Annotated in this window: 13 protein-coding genes and 1 tRNA gene; 7 read left to right on the top strand and 7 right to left on the bottom strand. The window is 37.8% G+C overall.

The window, feature by feature from the left end:
• The 3 genes from CRO54_RS02300 to CRO54_RS02290 form a co-directional block, all read right to left on the bottom strand.
• Complete coding sequence (locus CRO54_RS02300) at positions 1–567, bottom strand: hypothetical protein (RefSeq protein WP_097128243.1); 567 nt, start codon at positions 565–567, stop codon at positions 1–3.
• Positions 568–1,008: 441 nt separating this feature from the next.
• On the bottom strand, positions 1,009–1,323 hold the full coding sequence (locus CRO54_RS02295) for a nuclear transport factor 2 family protein (protein WP_097128241.1): 315 nt from the start codon (positions 1,321–1,323) through the stop codon (positions 1,009–1,011).
• Positions 1,324–1,343: 20 nt separating this feature from the next.
• Positions 1,344–2,138 carry an SDR family oxidoreductase gene (locus CRO54_RS02290; protein WP_097128240.1) on the bottom strand — a complete coding sequence of 265 codons (795 nt, stop codon included), beginning with the start codon at positions 2,136–2,138 and terminating at the stop codon, positions 1,344–1,346.
• A gap of 124 nt (positions 2,139–2,262) precedes the next feature.
• Between CRO54_RS02290 and CRO54_RS02285 the strand changes: the two genes are divergently transcribed.
• Entirely contained in the window at positions 2,263–2,628 is a 366-nt protein-coding gene (locus tag CRO54_RS02285; RefSeq protein WP_097128238.1) for a winged helix-turn-helix transcriptional regulator, read from the top strand.
• 290 nt (positions 2,629–2,918) lie between these two features.
• On the opposite strand, the gene CRO54_RS02280 is transcribed toward CRO54_RS02285, so the two are convergent.
• From CRO54_RS02280 to CRO54_RS02270, 3 genes are all read right to left on the bottom strand, one after another.
• Positions 2,919–3,587 (bottom strand): fibronectin type III domain-containing protein, encoded by a 669-nt coding sequence (locus CRO54_RS02280; protein ID WP_097128236.1) that lies wholly within the window; start codon positions 3,585–3,587, stop codon positions 2,919–2,921.
• Positions 3,587–9,442 (bottom strand): FG-GAP-like repeat-containing protein, encoded by a 5,856-nt coding sequence (locus CRO54_RS02275; protein WP_097128234.1) that lies wholly within the window; start codon positions 9,440–9,442, stop codon positions 3,587–3,589. Before CRO54_RS02275 ends, CRO54_RS02280 begins: the two co-directional genes overlap by 1 nt.
• Before the next feature lie 394 nt (positions 9,443–9,836).
• A tRNA-Ile gene (locus CRO54_RS02270) sits at positions 9,837–9,910 on the bottom strand.
• A 256-nt stretch (positions 9,911–10,166) separates the two neighbouring features.
• Here CRO54_RS02270 and CRO54_RS02265 point away from each other — a divergent pair.
• The 6 genes from CRO54_RS02265 (at position 10,167) to CRO54_RS02245 (ending at position 15,461) form a co-directional block, all read left to right on the top strand.
• Entirely contained in the window at positions 10,167–10,802 is a 636-nt protein-coding gene (locus CRO54_RS02265; RefSeq protein WP_097128232.1) for an HAD family hydrolase, read from the top strand.
• 286 nt (positions 10,803–11,088) lie between these two features.
• Positions 11,089–11,406 (top strand): Mpo1-like protein, encoded by a 318-nt coding sequence (locus CRO54_RS02260; protein WP_097128230.1) that lies wholly within the window; start codon positions 11,089–11,091, stop codon positions 11,404–11,406.
• Between the two features lie 177 nt (positions 11,407–11,583).
• Positions 11,584–13,857, top strand: a complete 2,274-nt coding sequence (katG, locus tag CRO54_RS02255; RefSeq protein WP_097128227.1) for a catalase/peroxidase HPI — start codon at positions 11,584–11,586, stop codon at positions 13,855–13,857.
• 715 nt (positions 13,858–14,572) lie between these two features.
• The gene (locus tag CRO54_RS21095) at positions 14,573–14,722 is read left to right on the top strand and encodes a hypothetical protein (protein WP_171047806.1); all 150 of its coding nucleotides are present in this window, start codon (positions 14,573–14,575) and stop codon (positions 14,720–14,722) included.
• A gap of 107 nt (positions 14,723–14,829) precedes the next feature.
• Entirely contained in the window at positions 14,830–15,222 is a 393-nt protein-coding gene (locus CRO54_RS02250) for a GreA/GreB family elongation factor (RefSeq protein ID WP_097128225.1), read from the top strand.
• A 116-nt stretch (positions 15,223–15,338) separates the two neighbouring features.
• On the top strand, positions 15,339–15,461 hold the full coding sequence (locus CRO54_RS02245; protein ID WP_097128223.1) for an alanyl-tRNA synthetase: 123 nt from the start codon (positions 15,339–15,341) through the stop codon (positions 15,459–15,461).
• 170 nt (positions 15,462–15,631) lie between these two features.
• Here CRO54_RS02245 and CRO54_RS02240 read toward each other — a convergent pair whose 3' ends face one another.
• The gene (locus CRO54_RS02240; RefSeq protein ID WP_097128220.1) at positions 15,632–17,401 is read right to left on the bottom strand and encodes a hypothetical protein; all 1,770 of its coding nucleotides are present in this window, start codon (positions 17,399–17,401) and stop codon (positions 15,632–15,634) included.
• Positions 17,402–17,403: the final 2 nt, after the last annotated feature.

The raw sequence follows: 17,403 nt of genomic DNA, 5'->3' as shown, positions 1-17,403 counted from the left end.
TTAAGCACCAGTATCCCTGTTTAATTGTGCAGCAATGCCCTTTACAATCTTTTCCAGATAAGGCTTCAAAACTTTACTCGAAGTAGCCCAATAACCAGCATCCGAAAATGAAGTAGGAAGATCCATACGATACTGTCCAATAGCAGGTGTACGCACTGGTCTGTACATCAAACCTAATTGTTCAAAGTGCTGATTGAAAACCGAATAATCACCAATACCCAAGAGGTCCACTACAAATAGTTGTTGTACTTCTCCATCCGTTTTAACCGCTACCCGATAGCCATAGTGTTTTTCATGATATCGAATAATATTGACCAACTCTTTTCCTTTGTAGATATGGAAAACATAAGCTGTATTTTCATCACCATATTTGTGGATATAAGGCTTAACCAAACCATCCAATTCACGCATCACCTTTGCCATATCCTTGGTGGCTGAGGCAAATTCCATATAAAAATATTCGCTATCCTCACTCACGTTCAAATAATTTAGTCCAGCAAAAGTTTCCTTAAGGATTGGCTCCAGCCTTTCCATTGCCCTATTTTCGGTTTTGATATTTACTCTCATGGTCGGTCAGCTTAATTAAAACAATATGATTGTGTTTGCCAATCACAAAAACAAATATACTAATATCTTTAGTTTTCTAAAATAGTTAGCAATTATTTTAAGGTAATAGAAATAATATATCGAGTATTCAAAATGACTTTTAGGAAGCAAAGTCCGATAAAACTACCGTGTTTAAAAGCCACCCCTCTGGTTTAAGTGTTCCGCAGTGTCACTTAAATCTCTCTTAAAACCCTAGGTCTCCAAACCGAAATATCTTTGTGTATTAAATTATTTTAAAGAATGACCGATGTTTAGTGGTTTTGTTTTTATGACTTTGTTGTATAATTATTTCCAAACATAACTTGTACCGATTTATCGGTAGTCTTCGTTTGCATTTATGGTTTAAGTGACCGCTGAAAGAGCGAACACTTAAACCAGAGGGGAGCAGCTACTAAACTAGCCTTACACAATTTTTAACGATTGAATTAATCCATCCTCAAATTCATAATGATAAGTCATTATAATCGGGCTTCCTGGAAACGTTCCTGAAACTTCAGTTCTCAGCGTTTGTGCTGTTTCCGAATATTCAAGAGGCTTCATTATTGCCTGATATTCCTTGTTGGCCTTTTCAATCCAAGTTTCTATTTCTTTTCTGCCATGATGTGTTTTGCCCTCGTCAAAAACTACTGCTGTTGCTGTAAAACATTTTGCGTAAGCAGCGCTATCAAAGTTGTTTTGTGTTTTTACTAATTCTACGATTACTTTGGGTAAGTTCATATTTTTATTTTTTTAGATGATTAAATTGTGGGCACAGTGCCCCCGTCTATTACAAAATTTGTCCCTGTTAAATAATTAGCTCTTGGCGAAACCAAAAAGCCAACTAATTCTGCTACTTCTTCTGGTTCAGCAGGTCTGCCAAAAGGAATTCCACCCAAGGCATCCATTACACCTTGTTGCGCTTCTTCTACAGTACTGTTCGCATTTCTTGCAATTTCACTCAGCCAAGCTTTTGATGCTGTGGTGTTGATCCATCCAGGCGAAACCGTAAGTACACGCACACCTTTTGGTGCCACTTCGTTAGATAAACTTTTACTGTAATTAATCAATCCTGCTTTCGCAGCGGCATAAGGTAAGGTAGAATCATAAAGTGGTAGTTTACCTTGAATAGAAGCAATGTGAATGATCACACCAGTTTTTCGTTCAATCATTTGCGGTAAAAACCCTCTGTCAAGTCGCACAGGAGCAAGTAGATTAGCTTGTAAGGTCAACACCCAATCTTCATCGCTTAAAGCTGCAAAACCTCCGGCAGGCGTAACTGAGGAACCCAAATTATTGATCAAAATATCTAGTTTTCCATAAGTGGATAGTATTTCGTTCACTACTTTTTGTGCATCTTTTGCTTGGCTTAAATCGGAAGGAATAAAATGTAAGTTGTTATTTTCCTTTTCAGGTGCATTTCGTGCAGTAATAATTACTGTTGCCCCAGCTTGTAAAAGCCTTTCTGCAATTGCACTTCCGGCTCCTTTTGTGCCACCAGTTACCAAAGCAATTTTGCCTGATAACTCATTATTGAAATTAAAATCCTGTTTCATTGTTTAATTGTTTAGGACAAAATTCAGACTTATGTATAGTTCTCACAAGTACGGAGTTACGATTCGGATAGGGATAAATTTTTCCCCTATTGCACAATTTGGAACATAGGTTTACATTTGTTTGATGTATGAAAGAAAAATTACACCAAACCTCAATTGTGGTTTAGATTTGATTGGCGAAGTGCTCTACGGAAAATGGAAGATCCGTTTGTTATGGTTTATCCACCAAGGACATCAGCGTCCAAGTGAACTACAACGAAAAATTCCAGATGCCACAAGACGAGTGCTTAATATTCAGTTAAAAGAACTCGAAGACCACGACTTGATCACCAAGAAAATCTATCCTGTAGTACCGCCAAAAGTAGAATACAGTTTAACGGAGTTCGGCCAAACGGTAATTCCCGTAATCGCTGCATTGGGAAATTGGGGCGATACAAATGAAGCGCATTTACGTTCAGTTATTTTAAAGCGTTTGAATATTGAAGGTTGATTTATTGTTCTAGGAATATCCATCAATGATCAAGTCTCAGTTTATTTTTTCCGAACCCCTCGCTTGCAAATGCCTGCGGCCTGTACTAGAAGTATCAGAGTACTATTAGAAGGCTATTTAAGCATCGCACAAAGCTCCTCATGAAAATGGGGAGCTTTGTGTGATGCAAGGAAAAACTTGAACCGTTTTATGGATGATTTGAGGCTTTTAATCGATTTAAGAAAGAATCAAGCAGAGGATACGGGGTAAAAATTGAACCATAAGTAAGTAGTTATACCCATGGTTATCATCTAATTAGTCTTGAATATCCCAAGATCAGAATAAGAAATATTTCCCTTTTTATCTTTCGTTAAAATCTTCCAGTAGTAAGTAGACCCCGCCTCTATTGGAATGTCTATTACAGTCTCTTTAGTATTCTGATAAAAAGACGGGGTTATGGTTTTTCCGAAATAAACTTCGTATTCCTCAATGTCATTTTCTTCATCGCTCCCTTTCCAAATTAACGTTACTTTAGTTGTACCTTGAGCCAATATTGCATTTTTTTTGGGTGAGATAAGCTCCGCAGCATAAGGAGCGAAAGAAATGTCGCCCTGAGTAGCATTATGAAAATTCCAAGTTTCACTAGCTATGGTTTTTCCATTAGATGCTACAGCAGTTACCTGCCATGAGTACGGCGTATTTCTTAATAATGCATGTTCATAAACACCAGATCCATCGATAAATTTACTTTCTGTTGTACCAAGTGCTAAGTTTTTAAAAGTAATTTGATAGTCTCTACCTCCAGAAATGGGTGCCCACTTAAACATAACCGTACTACTTGTTGAACTCACAATACGGCCCGAAGTACAAAGTTCACCTTTCGCTGGGCTAACAAGCGCTATCTTTTCATCATCACCACTATCTTTCTTACAAGAAAACACGAAAACCGATAATATCAGAATGTAAAATAGCTTTTTCATTAGTTTTTGATAAAATTAACTGTTTCCGTCTTTTTCCCTGAGGTAAACTTTAATATATATGTCCCAACTTGCCAACTAGCAACGCCTATTTCCAATTTTTCTGAATAGGTAGTTTTATATTTCCGCCTGCCATTGATATCAAAAATTTCGACTATAGAATTTTGATTTGGCGACGCACCATTCCAAACTACTTTGAGCTTATCTCTCACAGGATTTGGATATAAGGTTAATAAATCGCCTACGTACAATTTATGTTCTATCACACCTTGGCAAGTTAAATCAGAACTCACTTTGATCAGGTTTTCACCTTTTTGTAATGGCAATACAAGTGTACTGTCGCTCGTGGTTTTTTGAACACCATTAATCGATACATGATAGGTTGTGCTACCTGTAAGCATTAATTTCACTTCATCTCTTGTAGGGTTAACTGCAGTAACCAACTTAATAAGACTAGGTTCAGAAATTACAACATCGCTACAACGTTCAAACGTTGAATGCCCATCAACTTTTATACAGATATGATATTTCCCGGCAGCCAAATCATTAACATTAAGCGGAAGCAAATCATTGATGCGATGAAAAGTAGTATCACTTCCTTGAGAAACTTTCACTTGAAAATTTAGATAAGAATGATTAGCAACTTTGATCTGAATACTTCCATTATTCATTCCTTTACAACTTATACCGGTAGTCGTAATCTTAAAATGATTTGGTGGAAGTTGCTGATATTGGTTAACCTGTACTTTTTCAGAGCTAAGGTAATATCCTTTTCTATTTACAATAACGAAATAACTACCTCCTGTTGTAGCTAAATGCGTATTTGACTTGCTATTTAGCGTTGGTCCATTCTCTGCTACCCAGGTGTGAGCAAATGTTGAGTTAGAATTTGACGAAAGCAACACTTGATCACCAGTAAACATTATAACTGGTCCAGAAGGAGTAATAATTGGTTTAGGGATAAATTCAAAACCATCTTTAAGCGCTTCGCCCAAAGCCGTAACAACTTTAATCTCACCAGTGTTAGCAACAACGTCTAATGTTGCTATGATTTTACCAGTAGAAAGCACTTTAAACGATTTTGCAGGAATACCGCCGAAACTTACAGCAGTTGCTCCTATAAAGTATTTACCAATAATCGTTATTTCTGTATTAGCAATGCCTGCATCTGGCGTAAAACTATCGATAATCGGTAATGCTAGGGGCTGCAGCAGTAAATTTTCTAAATTTCCCTCAATGCCATCATGAAATAATTGGAAACTAATTTCTCTCTTCGAAGTATCTGGTTGCTGTGCTTCATTTTTATAATACACACTACGAAGTGCTTCGTTCCATTGCGTTACTGTGCTGGAGTTTCCAGTAAGTAGCAACACACCCTTGGTTTGGTCAAAATTAGCAGCTATATTTCCAAAGTTAGCACCCGTTAATAATCCTAACACATCTTCTCTAGACTTAAAATTCTTTCTAATACCAATTTCAGCCTTAGTTATTTTTCCAGAATAAGAAACAACAATCTCCTGATCTAACTTCATTTGATTTTGCGCAGCGTTATAGTGGGCCAAATCTTTAGATAATTTAAGATACGGATAATCGTTGATCAAACTCGGTATCAAATACAAATGGTCGGCACTATGAGCTACAATATCAAACCTGCCATCAGCATCAAAATCGGCCAATTTCACACTCTTTTGTCCCTCTCCAATTGGTATTCTTGCCACTATTACAAAACTCTTCTCGTTTATCAAATCTCTTGTAACAAAATTTTTAAGAAGCTGTAAATAACTATTTGAAGAAGCAACCACTATATCCACCTTACCATCTCCATCTATATCTGCAAAATCAAAATCGTGACAAATATCTGCCTTATCTAAATTTAGATAGACAGGTGGAGCAAACTTTATTTTTCCCAATTCGGTAGTAATGTTTAAAAAGAACACCAATCTATTGTATGACGATAGAACTGCAATGTCTAGTTTACCGTCTCCATTAACATCTACCAACTTGGATTTTATTACAGCGCCTTCTGCCGAAAGAATCAGGTGCTGTAAAAGCATCTTATCGTCCATATAACCAATGGTGGCATTATTTAGAAATATATCGATAGCAATTTCTTTGCCCATTCCTATATTACCTATACTTAGCACCTCTGGTTTTCCGTCGCCATCTAAATCATCCGACAATAAGGACCTATTTGAAACTTCTAGTCTAGTATTAAACTCTATAAAATGCAGAAATCGTGAATTAAAATCTAAAGCAATATTTTTCTTCAGCGAAAGAACATTTGGACCTGTCCAACTATCGAAATGTGAAGTAATAATATCAGGTCTCCCATCCAAGTCGATATCGCTACTGGCTAATAAATTTCCTTTTTCAGAAAAGAAACTAGTATTCACCGTTTCTAACTTTCCAGGCTCAGATCGGTTATCAATAAGAATTACGCTATTGCCCCTTATTACCTCTGGCACACCATTGCCATTAATATCTTGAAGAATAGGCATGGCAGTTCTATTTCCCGTAGGATGCACATACTTTGGTGCGAAGCTATTGGTGGACAGTTTGGTTTGATTGCCAACATTACGATAGATAATGTTACCTAAGGCAAAGGAAAGTACTAGATCTGTCATACCGTCGCCATCCATATCTTCTGCATCAAGCTTAAGAAAATCACCATGGTTTACAGTATAATCTCTCACTATTTTTATGGCAGAAGTAAAATCTTTCTCCGAAAAATGATTTTTAGTATCGAAGGTAGTACTGAAATAGGTTTTTGAATAGCCCGTTAACCTAGTTTCTGTATTAAGTACAGATATTTTGCCATACACTGCACCTTTTGGCACAGTAACCGTTAAGCTGTTAGCCGATGCTTGTTCTATTTTACCTGGCACAGAACCAAACATTACCTTGTTAAGTTTACTATCGGTGTGGAAACCACTTCCTAAAATAGTGATCTTTTCTCCAACTTTTGAATGTAAAGGCACACTGGTAATAACTGGTGGTGTAGTCTGTATTTCACTCTGTGGTTTGTTGAGATAAGCAAAAAGTACACGTTCGGCTAAAAAGATATCTGGCTTGTTATCCATATCAATATCAACAATACAAAGACCCTCTGGCTCATACCTTGTGTTAAGATCCACTCTAAATTTAAAAGCGAGCTGATCACCTTCAGACACATTTCTAAAAATGGAAATAGTTTTCTCGTAATAACTAGCGGCAACAATATCAAGTTTACCATCTCCGTCCATATCGCTTAAACTCAATCTGTCTAACCTGCCACGATCATTTGTTAATGGTTTCTGCAAAACTAAATTACTGATTGTAAAAAGACCTGAACCTGCCTCATAATTATTTAAAAGCACGTAAACATCTTTAACAAACGCAATCACAATATCCATTTTCCCATCTCCATTCATATCACCAACTTGCATATCGCTGATAAGCCCCCACGATGGCCTAGGACTAATATCTACAGGCGCAGCAAATGAGATGTCACTTTTAGTAGAAGTGTTACGAAAATAAACCAGCTTACCATTTCCTGAAGCTACCAATTCGGGTTTTCCGTCTTGGTCCAAATCAATTGCAACCGCTTTATCAACAGAGATAGTGTAGCCTGGACCAAAAGATGACAAGGTTCCTTTGTATGCTATTTGTAAATTGCCACCACTAGAAGTATTAATAAATACGTAGGCAAAAATGCCATTTACTACAATATCTAATTTACCATCCGCATTAAAATCGGCAATTACCAAACCTCGTATATTAGGTGTTTCGCTCTGTAGCTTAATGGTAACCTTTGGCGCAAAAGTAATTTGGCCAGGTGTTGAGGTATTACGAAAAATAGCAAGAGTGCCGTCTTTGGTATTACATACTACAATATCCAGCAGGCCGTCATTATCCATATCTCCTAATTGAAAATAATAAGGTTCTTTGCCGGTTTCCAAACTCTCTGAATTATCAAAAAGGCTATAGTATTTTCCCAAATTAGCATTATTTCGAGAAAAATGAATTGAATTGGTAGCTACACTATTATAAATGATATCTGGAAGTCCATCATTGTCTAAATCTCCTGATAAAACTTGTGTACAGGATTGTGCTAGGTTGGCATTAATCTCATTTGTAAAATCGGTAGATTTAATAGATTGCTTACTTTGAAACACGGGCGAAAAGAACGAGGTGCTTATGCCTATTTTTCTCGTTTCTTTATTAAGTACGCTCAATTGACCAAACGAAACGGCCTTAGGTATAGTAACTGATAATTTTTCGCGGGAGGCGACAATTACTTTTGCCTGTACCCCACCAAAATAAACAACATTATCGCTTAGTTTAGCGCTGAAATTTTTACCCTCAATAATCACTTCGTCTCCAACTTCACCTTTTAGCTTAGAAATAGATGTAATAACAGGCGGTAGCACTGGATCATTTCTTAAAACAAAATTACCTCCAATTACGGCAGTAAATAAATCTACCCGTCCATCAAGATCTATGTCTACCAAATCTACAGCACCTGGATAAGTGTCGAGTTGCATCTTTTCTGGATTAGCAAAAGAAGCTTGCCCTACGGCACTTAAATTACGTAAGATTGTAACTTGATAAGCGGTGAAGTTAGCAACTACAACATCAATCATTCCGTCTCCATCAATATCTCCCAACGCCATATTTCTTGCACCACTTCCTACTGAAAAATCTGCTTTTGCTTTAAACTGTAGCGCAGAACCTGAACTATTATTAACCAAAACCGACACAGAATTTCCAGTTAAATTCGCAGTAAGTAAATCCAACTTTCCATCACCATCTATATCGGCAGTTAAAACAGAATTAGGTTCAAAACCCACCTGAAAACGCTGTGCTTGCCCAAAGCTAAATCCAGTACTACCTTTGGAAGTTTTATTCTCTAAAACCGTAACACTACTATCCCATTTATCTGCTGTAATAACATCTAATTGGCCATCATTATTAAGGTCTGCAGCGGTAATAGAAACGGCACTATTAGTAACTGTAAAATCTTGTTTTGCAGCAAAAAACTGCGCTCCAATTTCTCCACTACCTCGTAAATTTTCTAAAATTGAAACGTTTTTAGAAAATTGGTTTAGTATGGCCAAATCAAACTTTCCATCGCCATTAAAATCACCCGTAGCCAAGTCTACTGGCGCAGTTCCTACAGCAAAATCTATTCTCGAAGAAAAAGAAGTGGCGTCCCAACTACCGTCAACCATTTTATTCTGAAACACCGATATGTTGTTATCGTCTGTATTTACTACAACAATATCTTTTTTACCATCACCATTAATATCTATCAACTTTACTTTTGCTGGCTTTTTCCCTGTAGACAGTATAATTTCATCTCCAAAAGAACTTGGGTCAGTAAAACCAACTTTAACTTTGTTTTTAATTACGGTAATGGTATTATTAACAATACTCACCACAACCATATCTGGAAAACCATCTCCATTTAAATCTCCAAATGCTGAAACATAACCGTAAGGCCCCGTTACGTTGATTTTTGGAGACATGTCAGCAAAACTGAAATTATTAGAAGACGGGAAAGTTACAACAAAAGGTGTTTTAGAATTACCGTAAAGTGAAGTAGTGCGGTTAAGCACAGATATAAAATCGAGATTTGCACCTCTAGGAACCTTCACCACAATTTTATTAGCCGTAGCCGAAACAAGACTAGATTTAACTGTACCAAAAAACACCGAATTTTGATTAACATCGGCACTAAAACCAGAACCTTGTATTATAACCTCAGTTTCGATTTCGGCTTTAGAAGGTGATACTGAATTAATCACAGGAGCTTGTCCGTAAAGTGATGAATATTGCGTAGCGAGCAATAATAAAAGCGTGTAAACGATTTTATGCATAGAGCATTTTGGTAATTTAAATACATCAAAATTAATAAAACGCACTGATATATTGAACTTTGTGGTTTATTTATTCACAAATAATTCTTGTATGGAATACCGAACAATACATCTAATTCGTTCCGCTAAAACGAACTTTTCTCACCAGAAATTCTATATGTCGGACAATAGCGAAGTTGATCGTAAAAATATCCCTTTAAAATTTTAAAAGCAAAATAGCGCACCAATAAAAGGTGAATACAATAAAAAAGATACACGGTGAAAATCGAACCGATACAAAAACACAAACATTTGAAAATCAACCACTTTAAGCTCAGTAAAAATCCTAAAGCGGACAATTTACAAAAGAAATAAAAATAAAAAACGTCCTTCACGATACCGTGAAGGACGTTAGTGGGCCCAGCTGGGCTCGAACCAGCGACCAAAAGATTATGAGTCTTCTACTCTAACCAACTGAGCTATAGGCCCCGAAATCTCTATTGAGATTTGCGAGTGCAATGTTAAGGAATTGCAATGAAATTCGGAAAAACTTTTTCAATTAAAAATCAACATCACCAGCATCAAACTATTTCCCAACAGTTTAGCTTCGAATTCTTCATGATTATTCTACGCTTCATCTATAATTATTGCTACTAAAAAATGAGAAAATACCATTACACCACATCACCTGAATTAGGTTTTATGCTCGTTAAGACCCATATTTGCAGTAAAATAGCTTAGTCTAATGAACAACATCAAAAATATCATCTTCGATTACGGAAATGTAATCTTTGCTATCGACTTTTTAAGAACACAAAATGCACTTTCACAATTAGGTATTCCCAATGTAAACGATTTTTTCGCACATAAAGGACACAATCAATTATTTGACGATTTTGAAACCGGCAGCATCTCTCCTGCTCAATTTAGAGAAGGAATTAGAAAAGTAGCCAATAAATTAGACCTTACCGACCAACAAATAGATGATGCTTGGAACAGCCTATTGATTGGTGTTTCTGGAAATAACCATGATGTATTGTTAGAAGTAAAAAAGAAATATCGTACCTTTCTATTAAGTAACAACAACAAAATCCACTACGATTGGATCATAGCCTATCTACAAAAAGATTTCGGTTTCAATAACTACGATGACTTCTTCGAAAGGGCATATTTTTCTCAAGACACTACTATGCGCAAGCCAAATCCTGCTATTTTTGAAATGGTATTGAAAGAGAACAATCTAAATCCAGAAGAAACTGTTTTTATTGATGACAGCCCACAACATATTGAAGGTGCTAAGAAAGCAGGTTTACACACGCTGTTGATGGACGTTCATCCAGAGAATTTACATGCTTTTTTACAACAACATAAATTATTATAGTTATTTTAGGGTGATTTTGGGATAAGAATAAGGTGTTCGCTAGCGATAGCACTTCAATCTTCCGTTCAGCTAATTTCCGGTCTCTTATTTTTCGGATTGCACCTAACAAGCCAAGCTACTTTCTTTGAAAGAAAAATAAGCAACCGGGAGTTTTTGTTACTTTTTGCGGTCAAAAAGTAAGAGCCCAGCGGCGGCGAGCTAAAAAAGTATTTAATGCAAATTAATAGAACTACAAATACGTCTTCAAACTGAACTGACACAATTTATAATAAAACAATTAAGAAGAATGACTGCCAAAAAATACAAATCTCTCCAAGAGTTTTATCCTTATTACCTTAGTGAGCATCAAAATACCACTAGCCGTGTCCTCCATTTTATAGGCACGGCATTAGTTGTTGTCTCTTTAATTGGCGGATTACTTTTCCACGACCTACGCTTTATCTTAGCAGTACCCTTTCTTGGTTATGGCTTTGCATGGGTTGGGCACTTCTTTTTTGAAAAAAACAAACCAGCTACTTTTAAATATCCAGGCTACAGCTTAGCCAGCGACTTTATGCTATTTTGGGATTTACTTAATGGCAAGCAATCTTTTAAAGTGAAATAGCTTTTGCCTATCTACCTATAGAGAAAAGCACTTTGATATCCTCAGCCAAGTCCCGTACCTTTAATTCACCAAAAGGTATAGACATAGCAAACAAAACAAACAGCGAAATGTCTTTTCAATGGTCAAGTTTAAGGCAATTGAAAAAATACCATACATCATTAACAAAATTAATTAAGCATGGAAAACAACTCTCAAGACATCAGCAAATGCCCATTTCATAATGGTAGCATGAAAAGTAATGCAGGCGGCAGCGGTACCCGAAATCGCGATTGGTGGCCAAAACAACTCAAATTAAACATCTTACGCCAGCACTCTTCTTTATCTAACCCAATGGGCGATAATTTTGATTACGCAGCAGCTTTTAACAGCCTAGATTACGAAGGATTGAAGAAAGATTTACATGCGTTAATGACCGATTCGCAAGATTGGTGGCCTGCAGATTTTGGGCATTATGGTGGTTTATTCATTCGTATGGCATGGCATAGTGCAGGTACTTACCGTGTAGGCGATGGCCGTGGTGGTGCCGGACAGGGACAACAGCGTTTTGCCCCATTAAATAGCTGGCCAGATAACGTGAGTTTAGATAAGGCTCGTCGTCTCCTTTGGCCCATCAAACAAAAATATGGCAACAAAATATCTTGGGCAGATTTAATGATCTTAACTGGAAACGTAGCCTTAGAATCGATGGGTTTTAAAACTTTTGGTTTTGCTGGTGGTCGTGAAGATGTTTGGGAAGCAAGCGAGGATGTATATTGGGGCTCGGAAACTACTTGGTTAGGTAATGATGAACGTTATTCCAAAGGCTCGGAAGGTGTAGCAGCACATGGTGTGGTATCTTCTGATGAAGATGCTGACGGCGGAAAACACTCCAGAGATTTAGAAAAACCATTGGCTGCTGCGCACATGGGGCTAATATATGTAAATCCGGAAGGACCAGATGGCAACCCCGATCCTATCGCAGCAGCAAAAGACATCCGTGATACGTTTGCACGCATGGCAATGGATGATGAAGAAACTGTAGCTTTAATTGCCGGTGGACACACATTTGGTAAAACCCACGGTGCTGCTTCTTCAGATCATGTAGGCAAAGAGCCAGAAGCTGCTGGACTAGAATCGCAAGGTTTTGGCTGGAACAATAGCTTTAACAGTGGAAAAGGTGCAGACGCCATTACCAGCGGCTTAGAAGTGACTTGGACGACCACCCCAACCCAATGGAGCAATAACTTTTTCGAAAATCTGTTCGCTTTTGAATGGGAATTAACTAAAAGTCCAGGCGGTGCGCACCAATGGGTAGCTAAAACCGACCAAGAGATTATTCCCGATGCTTTTGATCCTTCGAAAAAACATAAGCCAACCATGCTAACCACCGACCTTTCTTTAAGGTTCGACCCAGCTTACGAAAAAATATCAAGACGTTTCTTAGAAAACCCTGATGCTTTTGCAGATGCCTTTGCTCGTGCTTGGTTCAAGTTAACCCATCGTGATATGGGACCAAAAGCTCGTTATCTTGGTCCGGAAGTACCAGCGGAAGAATTGATTTGGCAAGACCCAGTTCCTGCGGTAAACCATCCCTTAATTGATGAGAATGACATTACTTCGTTAAAAGAAAATATACTCGCAACAGGCTTATCTATCGGGCAATTAGTATCAACAGCTTGGGCTTCGGCGTCTACTTTCCGTGGCGGCGATAAACGTGGCGGTGCTAATGGTGCTCGTATCCGACTTTCGCCTCAACGTTATTGGCAAGCGAACAACCCCGTTCAATTAGATAAAGTTTTACGAAGCTTAGAAGCTGTCCAAAAACAATTTAATGATAGCCAAAGCAATGGTAAAAAGGTTTCAATAGCCGATTTAATTGTACTGGCGGGTGTGGCAGCGATAGAAAAAGCGGCGAAAGACGCAGGTTTAAATACCAAAGTTCCATTTACTGCCGGCCGTACAGATGCTACGCAAGAACAAACAGAGGTTGATTCTTTCGCTTATATGGAGCCAATTGCTGATGGTTTCCGCAACTACAAAAAAGGGCGTACTGAGGCCTCTACAGAAGAGTTATTGATAGATAAAGCACAATTATTGACCTTAACTGCACCAGAATTAACTGTTTTAATAGGTGGCTTACGTGCTTTAAATGCCAACCATGATGGCTCCGCTCACGGTGTCTTGACTTCAAAACCTGAGCAGTTAACAAATGATTTCTTCATCAATTTATTAGACATGGGAACTGCTTGGAAAGCTACTGGTCAAGATAAGGAGTTGTATGAAGGTCAAGATCGTAACACTGGCACAACCAAATGGACTGCTACTCGTGCCGATTTAGTTTTTGGCTCTAATGCAGAGTTAAGAGCCATTGCTGAAGTTTATGCCAGTGCAGATGCCAAAGAAAAGTTTGCTAATGATTTCGTAGCTGCGTGGACCAAAGTAATGAACTTAGACCGATTTGATTTGGTGTAATATTTCATTTTTATCATATTTTAACTTGAAGGCTGCGTTTATCGTAGCCTTTTTGCTTGAACGTAAAAAACACCCCGCCCGTTGGGCACCCCTCTAAAAGAGGGGAATTGAAGCCAATGTCTTCGCTTAATAGCCTTAATAAGAAACTGTCTCCAGTGGAGTCTCGCTAAGTTCCTTTCATAAAACCGCTATTTCGCCAAATACGACGTCAATCTTCAGTGCCAGCCAAATCAAAAAAAGAAGCAGTAACGAAAAATTCGCACCAACGAGCCTAAGCCTGTCTATTTCTGACAGGCAGCGATACTGTTTTTGATGTGTTGGATTTGTGGAAAGGCACCTTAGGAGATTGACAAGCGCTTTGGGTACTTTGGCGCAACAAATTGCGAAGCAATCTTTCACACCTTTTAAAATATAAAACAAACTGTGAAAAACTACCTAGGCCTACCCACCTCAAAGACGCTATCGTGTGGACACAAATATTGGCGAATGTTATTTTCCTCCCCCTGCCCCCTCGGAGAGGGGGATATGCAAAATGCTTAAGCACCATGTGTCCCCTTTGGAGAGTTTACTCCGATTTTCGGAGGGGATTAAAGGGGGAGGAATTTAGACAGGTTTTCTATTAAAAACAGAAAACCTGTCTTTTTTAATAGTCCTACAATTGTAACAAAACCTTTTCTTTTTGCTTTTCTCCTCCAACAAAAGCATCTTTGCTTAAATGCATAAAACATCAACATATCAATTATCTGTGGGCTTCTTGAAAAAGAGGCAGGATAGATTGATGTCTTTTGTAGCTTACCACACGCCAATTTTTGGCATTTCTTTAAATCCTATAGCGCTTAATCAAAGCAAGGATTTCATTAAATAAACCCCGATATCTACATTTCTTTTTTAAATGATTTCGGGGGATAACCATTCCTGATTTTAATTAACGCCTTGTTTTCGGGGCTATCAATTCACTTTATTTTATTAATAATGGAGACTAAATCAATTTTATTGTCTAAAAGCGATTACAAATTTTTAAACGAGCACTTGGAAAAGGCGATCATGAGCGATTACAATAAATCTCGTTTAAAAGAAGAAGTTAAAAATGCTCAAATTTTCGAAGATGATGAGCTTCCTACAGATGTGGTTTCTCTATACACAGAAGCCAAGATAGAAGCCACAGACAACGGCCAAACTTTTGTGTTTAAATTAGTTTTACCAAAAGACGCTAACATAAAACAACAAAAAGTATCTATCTTTGCCCCTATCAGCATTGCGTTATGGGGTTACCAAACTGGGGACTTAATTAACTGGGAAATGCCTGACGGAATCAAGGAGTTCAAAATCATTGCGGTGAGAAAATTGGCGGAAAATGAACACTAAGATTTAGAAAGTATATAAAGTAAAAATTTGTTGGTGGAAACGCTCACAAATGAATCCCCTGAGTTGGCGTCCTCGCCAAGGTGTAATTATAATTTTAAATAGCTAAACTTTAAGTTATGAAAACAGAACGAGCAGAGAAATTCAAAAAATGGATTAAAAGAGTCGGTTTTTGGGGCTTTATGTTCTTTTTGGTAAAAGGCTTGGTTTGGCTGGCTGTCGGTTATTTTATTGTCAAGTAAGTGGTAAGTAATAAGTAGTACGTTATAAGTTTTGCCGAACAGGCTTATAGCTTACCACTTAAAACCTACAACTAAAACTCATCGTTAATAAAAACAAAAGCTCTAAGCGGATGTGCTTAGGGCTTTTGTCTGAATACAATAATGAAATATTTATTCAAAAATCATATTAATTAAGGAATATCATATTTAAACACTTTTATTTTCCCGTCAGTTACTGTAGAAAGGTATGGAATACCTTCTTCCGAGATACGTAGTGTAATTTTATCAGGTGCAGCCGATTGAACTGTGGTTGCTGGATTCCAGTTTTGAGTATTGGTATTAAATGTTTGAACCTTTAATCCATTAGCATCACCGTGTGCAAAGTAAAGCGTTCCATTTGGATGCATTGCTAAAGCAATATTGTCTCTTTGTCCGCTACTGTTAGCCGTATGACTGATTGCATCTCCAATTTGTCGCCATGAAGTGCCGTTATACCTCATCACATAAGAAAACTTATTGGTGTTGGCTTGAGATTGAAATACCAAATACACTTCCGCACCATTTTCAGAGGTCTCTATATCCATTACCGCAGCACCTACCACCGAGGCATCAGGAGATATTAATGGAGTACCAACTACTTCCCAATTTAAGGTAGTCTCATTTAGCCTATACAATGTAGGTTTTCTGGTTGTAGAAATTCCATCCATTACTGCATAGTAGACTTTATTATCTCTAGTTTTTCTGATACGAGTATACAAGGTTGCAGGCGAGGCATCGATAGGTTTCGTCAACCAACTATTATTAACGAAGAAAGCTGATTGCGGAGACCTATTGGCCGCTCCTCCCTCGGCCCTAGCTGCTGCGTAACCAATGATTGGCGTACCAGATTGCGTAGTTGCGATGTGAAGGTAGCTTGTTCTTTGTGCACTTGCTTGTGGTCTAAATAGGTACGACCAATTTCCATCGCTATATTTTTGTACAGAAGCGTATTGTGTAAGGTCTGTTCCAGTTAGTATATTGTGGTCTTTGTATGCAGCATATATTACACCAGTTTGGTCTATGTCTATGCCAACCGTTTCTACACGACCCGTAGAAATTCCTTCCGGATCACCTACAAAATTCCATGTTGTACCATTGTAAGATGATACTATTGCCTTTCTAGTAGTGAGGTCGTTATTTACTGCTGATCTAGCAAATATAATCACAGGGTAATTTGTAGTAGGATTTATAGCCAAATTAACTTCAGCCACATTGTAGGCAGAAAGGTTAGCTGAAACGATATCGATCCATTCTGGCGCTGTTAAACGGCCAATAGAAACCACGAAATCTTCTGGAACAGTAGTTTCTGCATCAGTAACTTGGTAAGTAACCGATGTAGTAAAATCATTACTCGATTGGCGGCTAGTTTGGGTAACTCCTCCTACCTTAACAACTGCACCACTAGTGGTTACAAAACGTGCAACAAGTTTTGACACGTCAGCATCTGTAGGCAAATTCACCTGAATTTTAAGACCATTAAAGGTTCCCGTATAATTCTTGAATAGTACGCCATCATTATCTTCTGCATAAAAACCAAATGATACGATAGCTGCATTAAGCAAGGCATGCACATTAACCACCGACATATCTTTAGGAGTGGCAATTCGATATTGTACCGTCTTACTTAAATCAACAGGCGTAAATCCACTTTGCTGCACCTTATTACCGATATATACAATAGACTGATCATCCACCGTAAATGATGGTATAGCTTGGTTAATATTAACTGAATTAGGAACACGGATATAAACATTATCGCCTTCTATAACTCCTTTTACTTGTTTGGCAAGATCGGGATTAGAAGAAGACTCTAGTGTATAGCTACTGAACATAGCCTTTCCTTCATAACCTACCTCATACTTTTTACAAGCCGAGAAAAGGCAGATCGTAGAAAGAAAAAATAAATAAATTGCTTGCTTCATAA

The sequence above is a fragment of the Pedobacter xixiisoli genome, from assembly GCF_900215335.1.
Taxonomy (GTDB): domain Bacteria; phylum Bacteroidota; class Bacteroidia; order Sphingobacteriales; family Sphingobacteriaceae; genus Pedobacter; species Pedobacter xixiisoli.
This window is presented reverse-complemented; position numbering and strand designations above follow the sequence as displayed.

Excerpts from the sequence above, each read along its gene's own strand:
- CRO54_RS02300 (WP_097128243.1), bottom strand. The coding sequence starts at position 567 with ATGAGAGTAAATATCAAAACCGAAAATAGGGCAATGGAAAGGCTGGAG.
- CRO54_RS02295 (WP_097128241.1), bottom strand. The coding sequence starts at position 1,323 with ATGAACTTACCCAAAGTAATCGTAGAATTAGTAAAAACACAAAACAAC.
- CRO54_RS02290 (WP_097128240.1), bottom strand. The coding sequence starts at position 2,138 with ATGAAACAGGATTTTAATTTCAATAATGAGTTATCAGGCAAAATTGCT.
- CRO54_RS02285 (WP_097128238.1), top strand. The coding sequence starts at position 2,263 with ATGTATGAAAGAAAAATTACACCAAACCTCAATTGTGGTTTAGATTTG.
- CRO54_RS02280 (WP_097128236.1), bottom strand. The coding sequence starts at position 3,587 with ATGAAAAAGCTATTTTACATTCTGATATTATCGGTTTTCGTGTTTTCT.
- CRO54_RS02275 (WP_097128234.1), bottom strand. The coding sequence starts at position 9,442 with ATGCATAAAATCGTTTACACGCTTTTATTATTGCTCGCTACGCAATAT.
- CRO54_RS02265 (WP_097128232.1), top strand. The coding sequence starts at position 10,167 with ATGAACAACATCAAAAATATCATCTTCGATTACGGAAATGTAATCTTT.
- CRO54_RS02260 (WP_097128230.1), top strand. The coding sequence starts at position 11,089 with ATGACTGCCAAAAAATACAAATCTCTCCAAGAGTTTTATCCTTATTAC.
- katG (WP_097128227.1), top strand. The coding sequence starts at position 11,584 with ATGGAAAACAACTCTCAAGACATCAGCAAATGCCCATTTCATAATGGT.
- CRO54_RS21095 (WP_171047806.1), top strand. The coding sequence starts at position 14,573 with ATGCATAAAACATCAACATATCAATTATCTGTGGGCTTCTTGAAAAAG.
- CRO54_RS02250 (WP_097128225.1), top strand. The coding sequence starts at position 14,830 with ATGGAGACTAAATCAATTTTATTGTCTAAAAGCGATTACAAATTTTTA.
- CRO54_RS02245 (WP_097128223.1), top strand. The coding sequence starts at position 15,339 with ATGAAAACAGAACGAGCAGAGAAATTCAAAAAATGGATTAAAAGAGTC.
- CRO54_RS02240 (WP_097128220.1), bottom strand. The coding sequence starts at position 17,401 with ATGAAGCAAGCAATTTATTTATTTTTTCTTTCTACGATCTGCCTTTTC.